This window comes from Bizionia paragorgiae, from assembly GCF_900107625.1.
GTDB lineage: Bacteria > Bacteroidota > Bacteroidia > Flavobacteriales > Flavobacteriaceae > Bizionia > Bizionia paragorgiae.
In genome coordinates, this window is the sequence record NZ_FNQK01000004.1 from 190316 (window position 1) to 205676 (window position 15361).

Here is a 15361-nt window from a genome sequence, read left to right on the forward strand (position 1 = left end):
TTTTAATAGTATTAAAATTATAATAAGGTATAATGCCTATTACTTTAAAGTAAATTGTGAACTCGATACCAAATCCGCTCCGTTAAATACATTAACTCTATAACGGCCCTCTTCAAAATCATCATCGTCAGATTTTTTAGTGATAAATTCACAAACATCTAAATTGGAGTCTTCATAGTTAAACTTGCTAATTACACTATAATTTAGTGTCTGTTCTCCAAAAGTAATTTGCTCATTAGCACCTAAAATATTGTTTTTAGGATCAATAACTTGAACGTAAAGCTCCTTGTCTCCAGCTTCTACAAGTTTGTTTTTAGCAACCGTAAAACAAATTCTTAATTTATCGGTACGTCTAGCACGTTCTGTAGGTATCAGTTTACCCGAAGAGCGTTCAATAACACCAAAACCCTTTAAGTTTAAAGCATTTAATACAGAGGCATTTAAAACCACATTCGCTAACTCCGTGTTCTGTGACAATAGTGAATCGGTAAACATTGTACGTTCTTCCAATTGCACTTTAGTGCTATCTAAAGTAGATGCTAATAAGGTATTACGGACCTTTAATTCATCATTTTCAGCCAAAACAATGTCCATTTCCTTTTTTAAAGCATTATACTTATTTCTATAACTCATAAGGTTTTTAACGTTCGCTTCAGACTTTTTTAATGAATTAATTAACTCATCAATTTCGGCTTTGGCTTCCACCAAATTCTGATTGACTTCCTTACTTTCTGTCATAGCAACTTCATATTGCTCAGACATCGCGTTTAAATCCTTAAGCACCGTTGCTTTTTCCTCTGTGAGTTGTTTTTCGGTAGTGACTTTATTCTTATACAAAGAAGAAGAAAATATAGCTAGACCTATAAACAAGGCGATTGCAATTCCTAAAGCGACTTTTAAGCCTGTGTTTGCTGTGTTGTTTGTCATAATTTAATATTTAATACATTTTAGATTGTTATAAATTTCGTGAATTTAAACCTTTTATTGGCTATGTTTTCGATAAATAAACTGTAATTTTATTTTTTATTAAACGCATTTATTTTTGGTATGGATAAACTTGTTTTACTCACTAAGACTACAGTAGAATCACTTACAAAACCACGTTCTGGCGAAACTAAATTCGGAGAACACTGTAAAGTATTAACTTCAACTAACGGAATATACGATAATATAAAAAGTTTAGACGTTAACTATGTCATTTTAGGTATCCCTGAAGATATAGGCGTCTATGCTAACTTAGGTAATACAGGAGCATCTAAGGCCTACGAAGCAACAATTAAAGTTTTGTTAAATATTCAAAGCAACCCTTTTACTCACGCCGATAAAGTTCTTGTATTAGGCCATTTAGATTTTTCTGAAGAGCTTGAAACCATGACTACTTTAAATAGAGAAACACCAAAAGATTTAAAAAAAATTAGACAGTTAGTCGATCAGATTGATAAGGAAGTGAGCGATGCCGTTTATACCATTGTTAAAGCAGGTAAAACACCTATTATAATTGGTGGCGGACATAATAATGCCTATGGAAATATTAAAGGCACCTCGTTAGCCCTTCACCAATCTATAAATGCTATAAATCTTGATGCTCACACCGATTTTAGAGCTCTTGAAGGCCGTCATAGCGGAAACGGTTTTAGTTACGCTTACGCGGAAGGGTTTTTAGATAAATATTTTATGTTTGGGCTACATGAAAACTACACGTCACAAGATATTTTTAACACATTAAACTCAAAAAAGGCCCTAAACTATAATACGTTCGAAGATCTCGAAGTGCGAAAAAACTTAAGTTTTACTAATGAGCTAAAACGCGCTATAGACCACATTTATAAAAAACCTTTTGGAATTGAAATAGATTGCGACGCTATAAAAAACATACCGAGTAGCGCACAAACTCCTAGTGGATTTTCAGTTGAAAAAGCACGTCAGCTAATCCACTTCTTTGGTAAACATGAAAACGCTACATATTTACATATTTGCGAAGCTGCTCCGAAGAAAAAACAAATGAACGCAGTTGGTAAATTAATCACTTATTTCATTACAGATTTTATAAAATCGAACATAAAAAATCTTAAACAACAAAGCTACAAATAAAGGGTCGTTTATTCCTTTTTGTTTGTCTAGCTCATCAAATAGTTAACAATGGCATTAGAAATAATTCCTTTTGATCCTCAATTTGCCACAGCATTTTACGATTTAAATATCGAGTGGCTCAGCACTTTATTTGAAGTTGAACCTTTCGATAAAAAAGTGCTTTCAGATCCTGAAACATACATTATTAACAAAGGTGGTTATATCTTTTTCGCAAAACTTGATGAAGATATTGTTGGTACCTTCGCTTTAATTCCGTTGCCAGAACAAGAAGCCTATGAACTCACAAAAATGGCCGTATCACCGCATTACCGAGGGCAAAAAATAGGACAACAGTTACTGACATTCTGTATAGATTTTGCAACCCGTAAAAATGATTTCCGCTTGTTGTTATATTCTAGCCGAAAATTAGAAAATGCCATTCACCTTTATAGAAAGCTTGGTTTTGTTGAGATTCCTGTAGAATCGGATTGCGTCTATGAGCGTTGTGATATTAAAATGGAATATAGACCACTTTAAACAGCGCTTTGAGATTTTAAATATTGAAGTAAAATTACTGTTTTAGCATCCTTAATAACATTGGTCTGAAGTAATTGTAAGGCGTCATCAAGTGGTAGTTCTAGAACTTCAATCTCTTCATTTTCACTTTCAAGACCTCCACCGGCATTTACTTTCATATCCGGGGTGTACTCTGCAATAAATAAATGTGTTTTCTCGGTTATAGCTCCTGGTGACATGTAGATTTCCATTATCTTTTTTGCTTTTGGCACGCGGTAACCAACTTCCTCTTCGGTTTCTCGAAGTACAGCTTCTAAAGGACTTTCGCCTTCATCAATTAATCCTGCACAGACTTCAATAGACATGCCTTCTTCTTTAGTGTTTAAATAGGCCGGCATTCTAAATTGCTTAGTTAAAATAACACAATTACGCTCTGGGTTATATAATAAAACACAAGCCGCATCTTTACGGTTATACACTTCTCGTGATACTCTTTTCCACTCCTTATTTTTAAATTGAAAACTAAAATCAATGCGATGTAACGTCGCCCAGCCGTTGGATAATATATGTTTATCTATATCTTTTACTTGTATTGGCATTATATAAAATTTAAATGGTAATAAACTCAAATATAAACTAAGCTACTAATTTTTATTCTGAAATAAAGAAATTATATTTAACCTCAAATAAATCTATATTAATAATGAAACCATACAAAGTAATAGCATTAGCCGCGTTAATAGGCTTAACAAGCTGTAAAAAAGACGTTAAACCAGAAATTACTACTGAAGACACTAAGACCACAGAAATTGAAGCGCCAAGAAAAACTCCTTTAGAGATTGTTCCTATAGAACATGCGACTTTGAGTATTGAGTTTGGTGAAGATATCATATATATAGATCCTGTAGGAGATTTTAAAGCTAAAAACCTTAATATGTCACCTAGCTACATCTTGATTACAGATATTCATCCGGACCATTTAAGTCTTAAAACTTTAGAGTCTTTTAATTTAAAAGGGACTAAAATTATAGCTCCAGAAGCCGTTAAAGAACAATTGAGCAAGCAATTGGCTTCACAAACTATTGTTTTAAAAAATGGTGAAATACAAGAGACTAAAAACTTTAGCGTTGAAGCTGTACCCATGTATAATTTAAGAGAAGAAGCCTTACAATACCACCCAAAAGGACGAGGAAACGGGTATATTCTAACCTTAGGAGATCAGCGTATTTATATCTCTGGGGATACCGAGGACATACCTGAAATGAGAGCGCTAAAAAATATTGACAAGGCTTTTATATGTATGAACTTACCATATACGATGACCGTTAAAAGTGCAGCTGATGCCGTGCTTGAATTTGCTCCTACTGAAGTTTACCCTTACCACTATCGCGGGACCGAAGGTTTAAGTGACGTTAACCTATTTAAAACAATCGTTTTAGAAAACAACAGAGGTATCGAGGTGATTCAATGGGACTGGTACAAGAGTAACGAATAATAACGGAATTACTGAGAGCAATCAATCTCTTTATAAAAACAAAAAAGACGGTCTGCAAAGACCGTCTTTTTTGTTTTACATTAAGCTAAAAATTAGCGGACTAACTTTTTATACTTAATACGCTTAGGCATTAAATCACCACCCAAACGTTTCTTTTTATTTTCTTCGTATTCACTAAATCCGCCTTCAAAGAAATACACTTGAGAATCGCCTTCAAATGCTAATATATGCGTACAAATTCTATCTAAGAACCAACGGTCGTGAGAAATCACCACAGCACACCCGGCAAAATTTTCTAAACCTTCCTCTAAAGCACGAAGTGTATTTACATCTAAATCGTTGGTAGGCTCATCTAATAATAAGACGTTACCTTCCTCTTTAAGTGTCATCGCTAAATGCAAACGGTTACGCTCACCCCCAGACAACAACTTTACTTTTTTATTTTGCTCTCCACCAGAGAAATTAAAACGACTTAAATAAGCACGAGAGTTAACTTCCTTACCTCCCATTAAAACAAGCTCTTGCTCGTCACTAAAGTTTTGCCATATCGTTTTTTCTGGATCTATATTGGTATGCTTTTGATCTACATACGCGATTTTAGCAGTATCACCGACAATAAACTCCCCTTTATCCGGAGTTTCTTCTCCCATAATCATTCTGAAAATGGTTGTTTTACCAGCACCGTTTGGACCAATCACACCAACAATACCTGCTTGTGGTAAATTAAAGTTTAAGTCTTCGTATAACAATTTATCGTCATAGCCTTTACTTACCCCTACTGCTTCAATAACATTTGTTCCCAAACGCGGTCCATTAGGGATATAAATCTCTAATTTCTCATCCAATTGCTTTTGATCTTGACTCATTAACTTGTCATAGTTTTTAAGTCTAGCCTTTTGCTTTGTCTGTCTTCCTTTCGCACCTTGACGTACCCAGTCTAACTCACGCTCTAAAGTTTTTTGACGTTTAGAAGCTGTTTTACTTTCTTGTGCCATACGTTTCGATTTTTGATCTAGCCATGACGAGTAATTCCCTTTCCATGGAATCCCTTCACCTCTATCTAATTCTAAAATCCATCCCGCTACATTATCCAAGAAGTATCTATCGTGTGTTACGGCAATAACAGTTCCTTTATATTGTGCTAAATGATGCTCTAACCAATGTACCGACTCGGCATCCAAGTGGTTGGTAGGCTCATCTAATAATAAGACATCCGGTTCTTGTAATAATAAACGACACAAAGCAACACGACGACGCTCACCACCAGAAAGCACTGCAATCTTTTTATCACCATCTGGAGTACGTAAAGCATCCATAGCGATTTCTAATTTAGTATCTAATTCCCAAGCATTAGAGGCGTCGATTTGATCTTGAAGCACCGCTTGTCTTGCCATTAGCTTATCCATTTTATCGGGATCGCTATACACTTCTTCTAAACCAAACTGATCGTTAATTTTATTGTATTCATCAAGAATAGCAACCGTTTCTGCCGCCCCTTCTTTTACAACTTCTAGAACAGTTTTTTCTTCATCTAACTGTGGTTCTTGCTCTAAATACCCTACCGAGTAATCTTGTAAAAACGTCACATCTCCTTGATAGTTTTTATCAACTCCCGCTATAATTTTTAACAATGTAGATTTTCCCGAACCATTAAGACCTAGGATACCAATTTTAGCTCCGTAGAAAAAACTTAAATATATATTTTTTAACACTGGCGTATTGGCACCAGGGAATGTCTTGGTTAAACCAGACATCGAAAAAATTATTTTTTTATCGTCAGACATACTTATTTATCTTTTAAAATTCATTATTCCGCTATGTTGCAAGCGCTTCACTTATACTCTACCTTTTAAAGCATTAAAAACCCATGCAATAGCAAAAAAACCAACACCTACCGAAGCAAAGCCCCATCCAGCGACATCATCATATCTAAACGCGCCTAAAGCGATAAGTCCTAATCCTACTATTATCATTATTGTGGTAGCCCATGCTAACACTGTATTTTTATTCATTGCCATTATAATCTTCTTTTAAAATTAGTGCAAATACAAATATCGTTGTTTTAGTGAGAAAACACACCTTTTTTCAGGCTTAATTTTCCAAATTTAAAGTTAAAAACACAAGGGAATATACCTCCTAAAGTTCCTTCTCTAAAGCTGCTATCGCTTTCTTTAAATCGTCATTTAAAGCCTTATTGACTAGTGCGCCTTCGGAAAAATTATCCTTAAAAAACGGCAGTGAAAAGGTCTCTACAATTTTTGCATTGTGAAACGGAAAACGTTGCTCGGCAATTGCTAAAACTGAAGCTCCTCCTCGACCTCCTGGAGACGCCGCCATAAGAAGCATAGGCTTATTAAAAAAAGTTTTTTGTTCGATACGCGACATCCAATCGAAGGCATTTTTAAATGCCGTGGTATACGCCCCATTGTGCTCGGCTAAAGATAAAATTATCCCATCAGAAGTGCTTATTTTGTTTAATAAGTCCTTAGCCGCTTCTGGAATACCTTCTTCGTTTTCTCTATCTATACCGTATAATGGCATCTCGTAATCATTAAGGTCTAATACCTCCGTGCTTACTTCCTCTATTAGAGAACACGTATATTCTACGAGTTGTTTGTTTATAGATTGTTTACTATTACTTCCTGCAAATGCAATTATTTTCTTCATAAAATTTAATATTTGGAACAAAAGTACTAAAATTACTTTGTTCTAATTAATGCATGAAATACACTTTTTAGCCTTTCGTAGGTGTATCAACTTTTGTACTTTAGCAAAAAATTACAATTTCACACCAATGGATATCAACTTCAATAAGAACGAAGATCATAATAAACTTCTAGTTTCAGATTTAAAAAAACGCCTTGTACAAGTCAAACTTGGTGGCGGAACAAAGCGTATAGAAAAGTTACACGCTCAAAACAAATTAACCGCTCGAGAGCGTATTAATTACTTATTAGATCCTAAAACAAAATCTATTGAAATCGGTGCTTTTGCTGGCGATGGCATGTACGAAGAACACGGAGGTTGCCCTTCTGGTGGTGTTGTCGTAAAAATAGGTTATGTCAAAGGAAAACAGTGTATAGTTGTTGCCAACGATGCTACGGTTAAAGCGGGGGCTTGGTTCCCTATTACCGGAAAAAAGAATTTAAGAGCGCAAGAGATTGCAATTGAAAACAGACTACCCATTATATACCTTGTAGATTCTGCAGGTGTTTACTTGCCAATGCAAGATGAAATATTCCCGGATAAAGAACATTTTGGTCGTATTTTTAGAAATAATGCGATTATGAGTAGTATGGGAATCACCCAGATTGCTGCCGTTATGGGAAGCTGTGTTGCTGGTGGTGCGTATTTACCGATTATGAGCGATGAAGCCTTAATCGTAGATAAAACAGGAAGTATTTTTCTTGCTGGTAGCTATTTAGTAAAAGCAGCAATTGGAGAAACTATAGATAATGAAACCCTAGGAGGAGCAACAACACACTGTGAGATTTCTGGGGTTACCGATTATAAAGCTAAAGATGATAAAGATGCTTTAGATAAAATTAGAAATATCGTCGATAAAATCGGTGATTTTGATAAAGCAGGGTTTAGTAGAATTGATGCTAAAAAGCCTAGTGAGAATCCTGAGGATATTTACGGAATTCTACCAAAATCGCGCGCCGACCAATATGATATGTATGAAATCATTAAGCGATTAGTAGACGATTCGGAATTTGAAGAATACAAAGCGGGGTACGGACAAACTATCATTACAGCTTATGCTAGAATTGATGGTTGGGCAGTTGGTATTGTAGCCAACCAACGTAAACTCGTTAAAACTAAAAAAGGAGAAATGCAATTTGGTGGGGTTATTTATAATGATAGCGCCGATAAAGCCACGCGTTTTATTGCCAACTGTAACCAAAAGAAAATTCCTTTAGTCTTTTTACAAGATGTTACCGGATTTATGGTAGGTAGTAAAAGTGAACATGGCGGTATCATTAAAGATGGTGCTAAAATGGTAAATGCTGTTAGTAACAGTGTGGTCCCTAAATTCACAATTGTTATTGGTAACAGTTACGGAGCAGGAAATTATGCTATGTGTGGTAAAGCGTACGACCCAAGACTTATCGCTGCATGGCCAAGTGCAGAGTTGGCGGTAATGAGTGGAAACAGTGCTGCTAAAGTATTATTACAAATTGAAACCGCTTCCCTTAAAAAGAAAGGCGAAACGATTACCAAGGAAAAAGAAGAAGAACTTTATAATAAAATCAAGGAGCGTTACGACAACCAAGTATCACCATATTACGCGGCATCGCGTATTTGGACCGATGGTGTTATCGATCCTTTAGATACCCGCACCTGGATAAGCATGGGTATTGAAGCCGCAAACCACGCCCCTATTGAAAAGAAATTTAATTTAGGTGTGATTCAAGTATAAGACATTCTAATAATTATATAAATAAAAAAGGAACGCCGTGGCGTTCCTTTTTTTGTTGCTATTTATCACCACTATAAATCTACAGCTTCTACCAAGCGAATAAACTCTGCACGGTACCCTGCTTTGTCTAAACCGCGTCCTGATTTTGCTAAAGCAACCACATCCTTTGAGGTCGTTTTATTGTAAAATTGAGAGGCTCTTAACTGCATTCCAAATAAAGCCACTGCAGCTGCAAAACGCATGTCTTCGGAAGCCGATACGATAGCGTCTGGAGCTACGTGTACCATTTCAATACTTTTGTCACCATCAGGTTTTTTATATCTAAACTTTACGGTTAGCAAATCATCACTAGTGTTTTCTCTAACGGTATTCTTAGTGTATTTCAATTCACTAGAAGGGTCTAAATACGCACTTTCTACGCCTACGGGAATCACTTCATATAAAGCAGTTACCGAATGACCACTACCGAGCTCTCCTGCATCTATAGCATCATTTACGAAGTCTTCATCTTCTAACAACCTGTTTTCATAACCTATTAAACGGTAACCTCTCACTTTACTCGGATTGAATTCCAGTTGGATTTTAACATCTTTAGCAATGGTATACAAGGTTCCACCAAACTCTTTTCCGAAGATTAATTTAGCTTCTTGCATACTGTCAATATAGGCATGGTTTCCGTTACCTTTATTGGCTAATAGTTCAAGTTTATCATCTTTATAATTCCCCATTCCAAATCCTAATACCGATAAAAACACACCCGATTTTCTTTTTTGAACAATCAAGTCTTCCATATCCGAATTACTTGAAGCTCCCACATTAAAATCCCCATCGGTTGCTAAAATAACACGGTTATTTCCATTTTTATTAAAGTTTTTGGCTGCTAATTTATAAGCCAACTCAATTCCTTCACCACCAGCTGTACTACCTCCTGCTGACAAGTTGTTTAAAGCCTTTAAAATTTTATCCTTGTGCTTTCCTGAGGTCGGTTCCAAAACAACACCAGCAGCTCCCGCATAAACTACAATAGACACCCTGTCTTTATCCCTAAGTTGGTTTACTAATAAGGTAAACGCCGATTTTAATAAAGGTAACTTGTTAGCGGAGTTCATAGACCCCGAAACATCGATTAAAAACGTGAGATTAGAAGCTGGAATCGCCTCATTTTCATAAGTCTTACCCTGTAATCCTATTTTAACCAATCGCGTATCCTTATTCCATGGTGTAATAACTTGCTCTACGTTTATAGAAAACGGATCTTCATTTTGAGGTTGCGGATAAACATAATCAAAATAATTTACCATTTCCTCAATTTTCACGGCACTCGCCGGAATCTCTTGTCCGTTGTTAATTAATCGTCTTACATTACTATATGAAGCCTTATCTACATCTATAGAAAAAGTTGACAGAGGAGAAAGGATTGTGCTTTTAAACTTGTTTTCGTGAAATTTAGTATAGGCTTCATTACTTAAAGCTTCAGGCTGTTTTATAATAGCATTTTTAGTTTGAACTACAATCACGCCATTAGCACCTTGACTACCATAAAGCGCGCTACCTTGCGCTCCCTTAATAACGTTTACTTCGTTTATTTTGTTAGGATTTATTGCTGAAAGTTCCTGTTCTGAAGACACGACACCGTCTATAACAATGAGCGCTTTTTTACCTTGGTTAGGTAAAGATCTATTACCTCGAAGTACAATTCTTGTGGTCTTTTGGTTTTGGATAGTTAGGCCTGAAACTTTACCTGATAAGGAGTTTACAACAGATGGATTGTTTGCCTGAGATAATTGCTCATAACGCACCTCTTGAGAAACCGTTGTAATTCTATCCTTACGCCTTTTAGTTCCTAAAGCTGTTACAACAACTTCATCTATAGCATTAACATCTGGCTGCATTGCAAAGCTTATGGTAGTACTTTTTCTAATTTTTCGTTCTTCGATGACATAACCAATAAATGAATAGGATAAAATAGCCCCAGGTGTAACGCTAATCGCATATTCTCCATCAAAATTTGTTTGTGTTCCCGTTGTTGACCCTTTAGCAACTATATTCACTCCAGGTAATGGCAAACCGCTTTCATCAGTAATAATTCCTGATACGGCATATTCTTTTTGTGCATAGGCTTGCACTGTAAAGAGCAAGATAAAAAATGTCTGTAGTACTACTTTCATAATCTGTGGTTTTAAAGTTTACAGTAAACCTATAACCAATGCTTAGATTATAAAATCGGGAATGAGTGAAACAAGGATTTCGATGAGTGAAGTTGAAATAAAAAGGATTAGAGCATAACATCCTTGAAAACAACTAGCTTTTTTTTAAGCGTTCTATAGTTTTTTGACGTTGAATTTTCCCTGAAGATGTTTCTGCAAATTCAGAAACATAAAATAGTGCTTTTGGTTTTTGAAAGTACTCCAATTTATTAAATACAGAGGAATCGACCGTCCCTTCTTCACCTTCAACAACTATTATTAAGGCTTCACCTAAACGCTCATCGGCTTGTGAAGCGATAAAAAAACGGGATTCAATATCTCTTTTTAATACAGCCTCAATTTGTTCGGGGTGTAATTTTACTCCCCCTGAATTAATCACATTATCGTATCGTCCCAGCCATTTAAAAGAGGTATCCGACAGTAATTCGACAATATCATTAGTCACAATTTTATCAACTAATAACTTGGGAGCTTCAATAACTAAACAGCCGCGTTGATCTTGAGAAATCGCAATGTTTGGTAGTATCTCAAAACTCAATACAGCCATATTTAAGGCTATATCCACTTTATCAGACTGCTCTGTAAAATTATTAAGTTGTTTTACTGCGATATGAGAAACGGTTTCCGTCATACCATAAGTTTCGTAAACAACGGTCGGCAACGCTTGTAAATTATCTAACAACGCATTAGAAACCGGAGCCCCACCAACTATAAGTTGCTTTACGTGATGTAGTTTATGGCTACTTTTTAAAAGCTGCATGGGCACCATAGCAGCAAAATCATATATGATATTCGTATGTATTTCAACCTCCGATTGTGGTGCTACACAATCCATTTCTAATCCTAGAACAAGAGCGCGAACCAACATCATTTTACCTGCAATATAGGTCGCTGGTAAACATAACAACGCTTTACTACCGGGGTTTAGATTAAAATAAAGTCCCGTAGCTATAGCCGAATTTACCATAGCTTGTTTTTCTAAGGCTATGGTTTTTGGCTGCCCTGTAGAGCCTGAGGTTTTAGCCTCTAATTTAGGGCTATCGTCTAACCATTGTAAAAGAAACGTGCCAATATCCTTTTCAAACCCTGCACCTTTTTCGATAAAAGAACGCGCTTTATCTGTTAAGGTCGTTTTAGTAAACCCCTCACCATTTAATTTAAAATTTGGGTGTATCACTTTATAATCTGACATGGTCTTATTATTTCGTCTGTTCTGCTTCGATCTCGAGCTTTTCTATCGTCCCAAAAAGCTTATCCTTCCAATTAGTCCACTGATAACGTTTAGAAAAAATGATTAAGAGTATAGGGAATATGACAAATACTGGTAATACGATTTGAAAAATACTAGACTCCGTAGGATCAGAAACATCCTTTAAAATGGAATGTGTTTGAAATGCCGTCCAATCGGCAGTCACTAGTAAAGCGGTAAACAAATTATTTGCGGCATGAAACCCCAAGGCGAGTTCTAAGCCTTCATCCATTAAAGTAATAATTCCTAAGAAAAAACCAGTACCAATATAATATACCATTATAAAATACCCTAGCTTCCCTACTTCTGGGTTTGCAATATGCATTACCCCAAATAATACAGAGGTAATCACCAAGGGTAACCAGCGGTTTTTTGCCATAACACCTATACCTTGCATAAGGTAACCCCGAAACAGATACTCTTCAAAACTGGTTTGAATGGGTACTAATAAAATGGCAATAGCCGCTAAATATAAAAAGGGTTCTAACTCAAAATTAGGCAAATAGTTTTCGGGCGTGGCTACATAATCTATCAAAACCAATCCAGAAGACAGTAATCCCCAGAGAAAAAACGAAAATAAAATCCGTTTCCAGTCAATCTTTTTACGAGCGGTAGTTAGCGATGTTATACTTTGGCCGTGAATATATTTCACCCAGAAAAACAGGGCTGCTAAAGCAATAACCATCGGCACTAGACTTTCTATTAAAAATCGGTTTTTACCTTTATTTGCTACTTCATTTTTAATAATTGCATCGACATCAAGATCTAACACTAAAATCATTAAAAACTGAAGCAGCATCATACCTAAAAACAATCCTGGAATGACAAAGTATTTCCAATAGCCTAATTTACCTGTATATGCTTGTTGAATGTAATTCATATTAATCAAAATTAAAGTCCCACCTTTTTTTGGTTGCGTACTGTAACGCCCCTTTATTAACTTCTAAAGGTGCATTTATATTATTAGTAAATAAACTCCCCGTTCCTAATCCTTGAGGCCTATTGTTGTGTTTTAAATACGTGTATTGTGCAATGGCATTTAAGCCCACATTACTTTCTAAGGCACTCGTAATCCACCACGCTATATTTTGATTTTCAGCTAAGTTAATCCAATCGTCAGTACCTTTAAAACCACCTATAAAACTTGGCTTTAAAATAATATACTGGGGATTTATATGTCGCAACAAGGCTTCTTTATCCGCCTTAGTAAACACCCCAATAAGTTCTTCGTCTAATGCGATTGGCAAGGGCGTTTGCTCACACAATCGTGCCATCTCGTCGTGTTGATGTTGTTTAATAGGCTGTTCTATAGAATGCAATTGCAAGTCTGATAAACGCTTTAATTTTTCTAAGGCGTTAATTGGTGTAAACGCACCGTTAGCATCGACACGTAATTCGATATCCTTTGGTGAAAACACCTTACGTATAGACTGAAGTAGTTCTAATTCTGTTTCAAAGTCGATAGCGCCAATTTTCATTTTTATACACGAAAACCCAGCCTCTATTTTAGCTTTTATTTGCGCGTTCATAAAATCTTTTGTCCCCATCCAAATCAATCCATTAATAGGAATAGACGCCTGACCTGTTGTAAAGTCCGATGGAAATAATTGAAAAGGATGCGCCGATTCTAAGGATTTAAAAGCCATTTCCAGACCTATTTGAATACTCGGAAACTCAATGTTTTCAGCTAATAAAACGGCCAAACCTTTATATATATTCTCACAGGTATATTTTAATTGTGCTTCGTAATCCGGACGATCATCGACCGATAACCCTCTTAAAATACCACACTCTCCAACACCCGTGTGAGTTTCATTTTTTAAAATAATAAACCACGTTTCTTTGGTTTTTAAAACACCTCGCGAAGTACCACTAGGCCGTTTAAACTCTAAAATATGCTTGTAATAATGTGCTTTCATAAGTCTTTCAAAAATAGTTATTATTTTTTGTACTTTAGTGAGATAAACAGAGATTTTAAATGTCAGATTACCCAGATGTTATTTTATACGCTATACCCTTTTTTGTCATCGCAATGGGCTTAGAGCTATATGTGGTTACAAAACGTGGATTAAAAGACTATAATACCAAAGATGCTATAACATCGATAGCTATGGGATTAGGGAATGTCGGTTTGGGCATTTTCACTAAAATACTAGTATTTGCTTCGTTTTTTTATATCTATGATAACTTCAGACTGTTTACCATTCCAGTAACTTGGTGGAGTTTTATCCTATTATTTTTTTTGGATGACCTTTCCTATTATTGGTTTCATAGGATCTCTCATGAATGTCGGTTATTCTGGGCTTCTCATGTCGTACATCATTCGTCGCAATACTACAATCTAAGTACGGCGTTACGACAAACCTGGTCCGGGGGATTTTACACTTTTATTTTTTGGTTTTGGCTGCCCTTTTTAGGCTTCCATCCTGGGCTTATTGTCTTGCAGATGTCATTGAGTTTAATCTACCAATTTTGGATTCATACCGAAGCCATAGACAAAACTCCGAGTTGGTTTGAGGCCGTTTTTAATACCCCATCTCATCACAGAGTTCACCACGGCAGCAATCCTTTATATTTAGATAAAAATCATGCGGGAATATTAATAATTTGGGACAAGCTTTTTGGCACGTTTCAAGAAGAACTTGCGGAAGAAAAAGTTGTTTACGGATTGGTTTCTAATATAAATACCTACAACCCTATAAAAATTGCTTTTATAGAGTGGGTACAACTGTTTAAAGCTGCTTTTACCGGAAGAAAATCATTAAAAAACAGATTACTTTATTTTATAAAACCTCCCGGTTGGAAACATGATGGCACAGGAAAGTTAAGCGCAGATTTAAGAAAAGAATGGTTACAAGATACTATGCACTCACAATCTGTTGAAAAAAAAGAAGTATTCATTAAAAAGCGACCGGTTAATAAAAGCGGCTTATGACATTTAATAACAAAGTAGTATGGATTACGGGTGCTTCTAGTGGTATAGGTAAAAGTCTAGCGATTTCACTTTCTAAAGAAAACTGCAAGCTCATTTTATCTTCTAGAAGAAAGACAGCATTAGTGGAATTACTACATTAGACTAGACATTAAGTTGAGAGAATTTGTTTGCTAGTTATTATTTTAGCAATTATGAGAAGTAAAGCAAAACATTACACATTAGAATTTAAGCAAAAAGCTGTAGAACTAAGTTATGCCAAAGACAATGTAAGGCAAGTATGTGAAGACTTAGACATTATTCCATCCGTGCTTTATCGATGGCGAAAAGAGTTAAAAGACTACGGTAAAAACAGTTTTCCAGGTCGAGGTAAGCCCAAAATGACTGATGAAGAAAAGGAGATAGACCGTTTACGAAAAGCTTTAAAAGAAGCTGAATTAGAGCGTGATATTTTAAAAAAGGCGATTGG

15 protein-coding genes and 1 pseudogene are annotated in these 15361 nt (G+C 35.8%); 7 read left to right on the forward strand and 9 right to left on the reverse strand.

Translation table 11 applies throughout. The annotated features are described in order from the left end of the window. Positions 1–39 precede the first annotated feature (39 nt). Positions 40–927, reverse strand: a complete 888-nt coding sequence (locus BLV64_RS04235; protein WP_092132893.1) for a coiled-coil domain-containing protein — start codon at positions 925–927, stop codon at positions 40–42. Positions 928–1047: 120 nt separating this feature from the next. Here BLV64_RS04235 and BLV64_RS04240 point away from each other — a divergent pair, with 120 nt between their 5' ends. Beyond that, positions 1048–2091 (forward strand): formimidoylglutamase, encoded by a 1044-nt coding sequence (locus BLV64_RS04240; RefSeq protein ID WP_092132895.1) that lies wholly within the window; start codon positions 1048–1050, stop codon positions 2089–2091. Between the two features lie 48 nt (positions 2092–2139). Beyond that, on the forward strand, positions 2140–2607 hold the full coding sequence (locus BLV64_RS04245) for a GNAT family N-acetyltransferase (protein WP_092132897.1): 468 nt from the start codon (positions 2140–2142) through the stop codon (positions 2605–2607). Here BLV64_RS04245 and BLV64_RS04250 read toward each other — a convergent pair. Continuing rightward, entirely contained in the window at positions 2604–3185 is a 582-nt protein-coding gene (locus BLV64_RS04250; protein WP_092132900.1) for an NUDIX domain-containing protein, read from the reverse strand. The two genes, BLV64_RS04245 and BLV64_RS04250, sit on opposite strands and share 4 nt — an antisense overlap. 104 nt (positions 3186–3289) lie before the next feature. Here BLV64_RS04250 and BLV64_RS04255 point away from each other — a divergent pair, with 104 nt between their 5' ends. Continuing rightward, on the forward strand, positions 3290–4081 hold the full coding sequence (locus BLV64_RS04255) for an MBL fold metallo-hydrolase (RefSeq protein ID WP_092132902.1): 792 nt from the start codon (positions 3290–3292) through the stop codon (positions 4079–4081). Between the two features lie 92 nt (positions 4082–4173). Here the strand turns inward: BLV64_RS04255 and ettA are convergent, their stop codons facing one another. The 3 genes from ettA to BLV64_RS04270 all read right to left on the reverse strand — a co-directional run bounded on the left by ettA (position 4174) and on the right by BLV64_RS04270 (position 6748). Next, the gene (gene ettA, locus BLV64_RS04260) at positions 4174–5865 is read right to left on the reverse strand and encodes an energy-dependent translational throttle protein EttA (RefSeq protein ID WP_092132905.1); all 1692 of its coding nucleotides are present in this window, start codon (positions 5863–5865) and stop codon (positions 4174–4176) included. Positions 5866–5916: 51 nt separating this feature from the next. Continuing rightward, a complete protein-coding gene (locus tag BLV64_RS04265; protein ID WP_092132908.1) occupies positions 5917–6099 on the reverse strand; it encodes a CAL67264 family membrane protein in 183 nt (60 codons plus the stop codon). Positions 6100–6217: 118 nt separating this feature from the next. After that, positions 6218–6748 carry an NADPH-dependent FMN reductase gene (locus tag BLV64_RS04270; protein ID WP_092132910.1) on the reverse strand — a complete coding sequence of 177 codons (531 nt, stop codon included), beginning with the start codon at positions 6746–6748 and terminating at the stop codon, positions 6218–6220. A gap of 127 nt (positions 6749–6875) precedes the next feature. Between BLV64_RS04270 and BLV64_RS04275 the strand changes: the two genes are divergently transcribed. Then, a complete protein-coding gene (locus BLV64_RS04275) occupies positions 6876–8504 on the forward strand; it encodes an acyl-CoA carboxylase subunit beta (protein WP_092132912.1) in 1629 nt (542 codons plus the stop codon). Between the two features lie 71 nt (positions 8505–8575). On the opposite strand, the gene BLV64_RS04280 is transcribed toward BLV64_RS04275, so the two are convergent. From BLV64_RS04280 to BLV64_RS04295, 4 genes are all read right to left on the reverse strand, one after another. Next, positions 8576–10672, reverse strand: a complete 2097-nt coding sequence (locus BLV64_RS04280) for a VWA domain-containing protein (protein WP_092132915.1) — start codon at positions 10670–10672, stop codon at positions 8576–8578. Between the two features lie 133 nt (positions 10673–10805). Next, positions 10806–11903 (reverse strand): AMP-binding protein, encoded by a 1098-nt coding sequence (locus BLV64_RS04285; protein WP_092132917.1) that lies wholly within the window; start codon positions 11901–11903, stop codon positions 10806–10808. A gap of 7 nt (positions 11904–11910) precedes the next feature. After that, positions 11911–12840 (reverse strand): CPBP family intramembrane glutamic endopeptidase, encoded by a 930-nt coding sequence (locus BLV64_RS04290; RefSeq protein ID WP_092132920.1) that lies wholly within the window; start codon positions 12838–12840, stop codon positions 11911–11913. A gap of 1 nt (position 12841) precedes the next feature. After that, positions 12842–13879, reverse strand: coding sequence for an o-succinylbenzoate synthase (locus BLV64_RS04295; protein WP_092132922.1), 1038 nt, complete (start codon positions 13877–13879; stop codon positions 12842–12844). A 59-nt stretch (positions 13880–13938) separates the two neighbouring features. Here BLV64_RS04295 and BLV64_RS04300 point away from each other — a divergent pair, with 59 nt between their 5' ends. The 3 genes and pseudogenes from BLV64_RS04300 to BLV64_RS04310 all read left to right on the forward strand — a co-directional run. Beyond that, positions 13939–14895: a sterol desaturase family protein gene (locus BLV64_RS04300; protein WP_092132924.1), complete on the forward strand. Its 957-nt coding sequence runs from the start codon at positions 13939–13941 to the stop codon at positions 14893–14895. Then, a pseudogene (locus BLV64_RS04305) lies at positions 14892–15017 on the forward strand (SDR family NAD(P)-dependent oxidoreductase); the annotation flags it as partial. The gene BLV64_RS04300 and the pseudogene BLV64_RS04305, both read left to right, overlap by 4 nt. Before the next feature lie 45 nt (positions 15018–15062). After that, positions 15063–15361 (forward strand): transposase (locus BLV64_RS04310; protein WP_143034127.1); only part of this gene is annotated, 299 nt, incomplete at its 3' end.

Excerpts from the sequence above, each read along its gene's own strand:
- BLV64_RS04275 (WP_092132912.1), top strand. The coding sequence starts at position 6,876 with ATGGATATCAACTTCAATAAGAACGAAGATCATAATAAACTTCTAGTT.
- BLV64_RS04265 (WP_092132908.1), bottom strand. The coding sequence starts at position 6,099 with ATGGCAATGAATAAAAATACAGTGTTAGCATGGGCTACCACAATAATG.
- BLV64_RS04285 (WP_092132917.1), bottom strand. The coding sequence starts at position 11,903 with ATGTCAGATTATAAAGTGATACACCCAAATTTTAAATTAAATGGTGAG.
- BLV64_RS04290 (WP_092132920.1), bottom strand. The coding sequence starts at position 12,840 with ATGAATTACATTCAACAAGCATATACAGGTAAATTAGGCTATTGGAAA.
- BLV64_RS04245 (WP_092132897.1), top strand. The coding sequence starts at position 2,140 with ATGGCATTAGAAATAATTCCTTTTGATCCTCAATTTGCCACAGCATTT.
- ettA (WP_092132905.1), bottom strand. The coding sequence starts at position 5,865 with ATGTCTGACGATAAAAAAATAATTTTTTCGATGTCTGGTTTAACCAAG.
- BLV64_RS04280 (WP_092132915.1), bottom strand. The coding sequence starts at position 10,672 with ATGAAAGTAGTACTACAGACATTTTTTATCTTGCTCTTTACAGTGCAA.
- BLV64_RS04270 (WP_092132910.1), bottom strand. The coding sequence starts at position 6,748 with ATGAAGAAAATAATTGCATTTGCAGGAAGTAATAGTAAACAATCTATA.
- BLV64_RS04250 (WP_092132900.1), bottom strand. The coding sequence starts at position 3,185 with ATGCCAATACAAGTAAAAGATATAGATAAACATATATTATCCAACGGC.
- BLV64_RS04300 (WP_092132924.1), top strand. The coding sequence starts at position 13,939 with ATGTCAGATTACCCAGATGTTATTTTATACGCTATACCCTTTTTTGTC.
- BLV64_RS04255 (WP_092132902.1), top strand. The coding sequence starts at position 3,290 with ATGAAACCATACAAAGTAATAGCATTAGCCGCGTTAATAGGCTTAACA.
- BLV64_RS04235 (WP_092132893.1), bottom strand. The coding sequence starts at position 927 with ATGACAAACAACACAGCAAACACAGGCTTAAAAGTCGCTTTAGGAATT.
- BLV64_RS04240 (WP_092132895.1), top strand. The coding sequence starts at position 1,048 with ATGGATAAACTTGTTTTACTCACTAAGACTACAGTAGAATCACTTACA.
- BLV64_RS04295 (WP_092132922.1), bottom strand. The coding sequence starts at position 13,879 with ATGAAAGCACATTATTACAAGCATATTTTAGAGTTTAAACGGCCTAGT.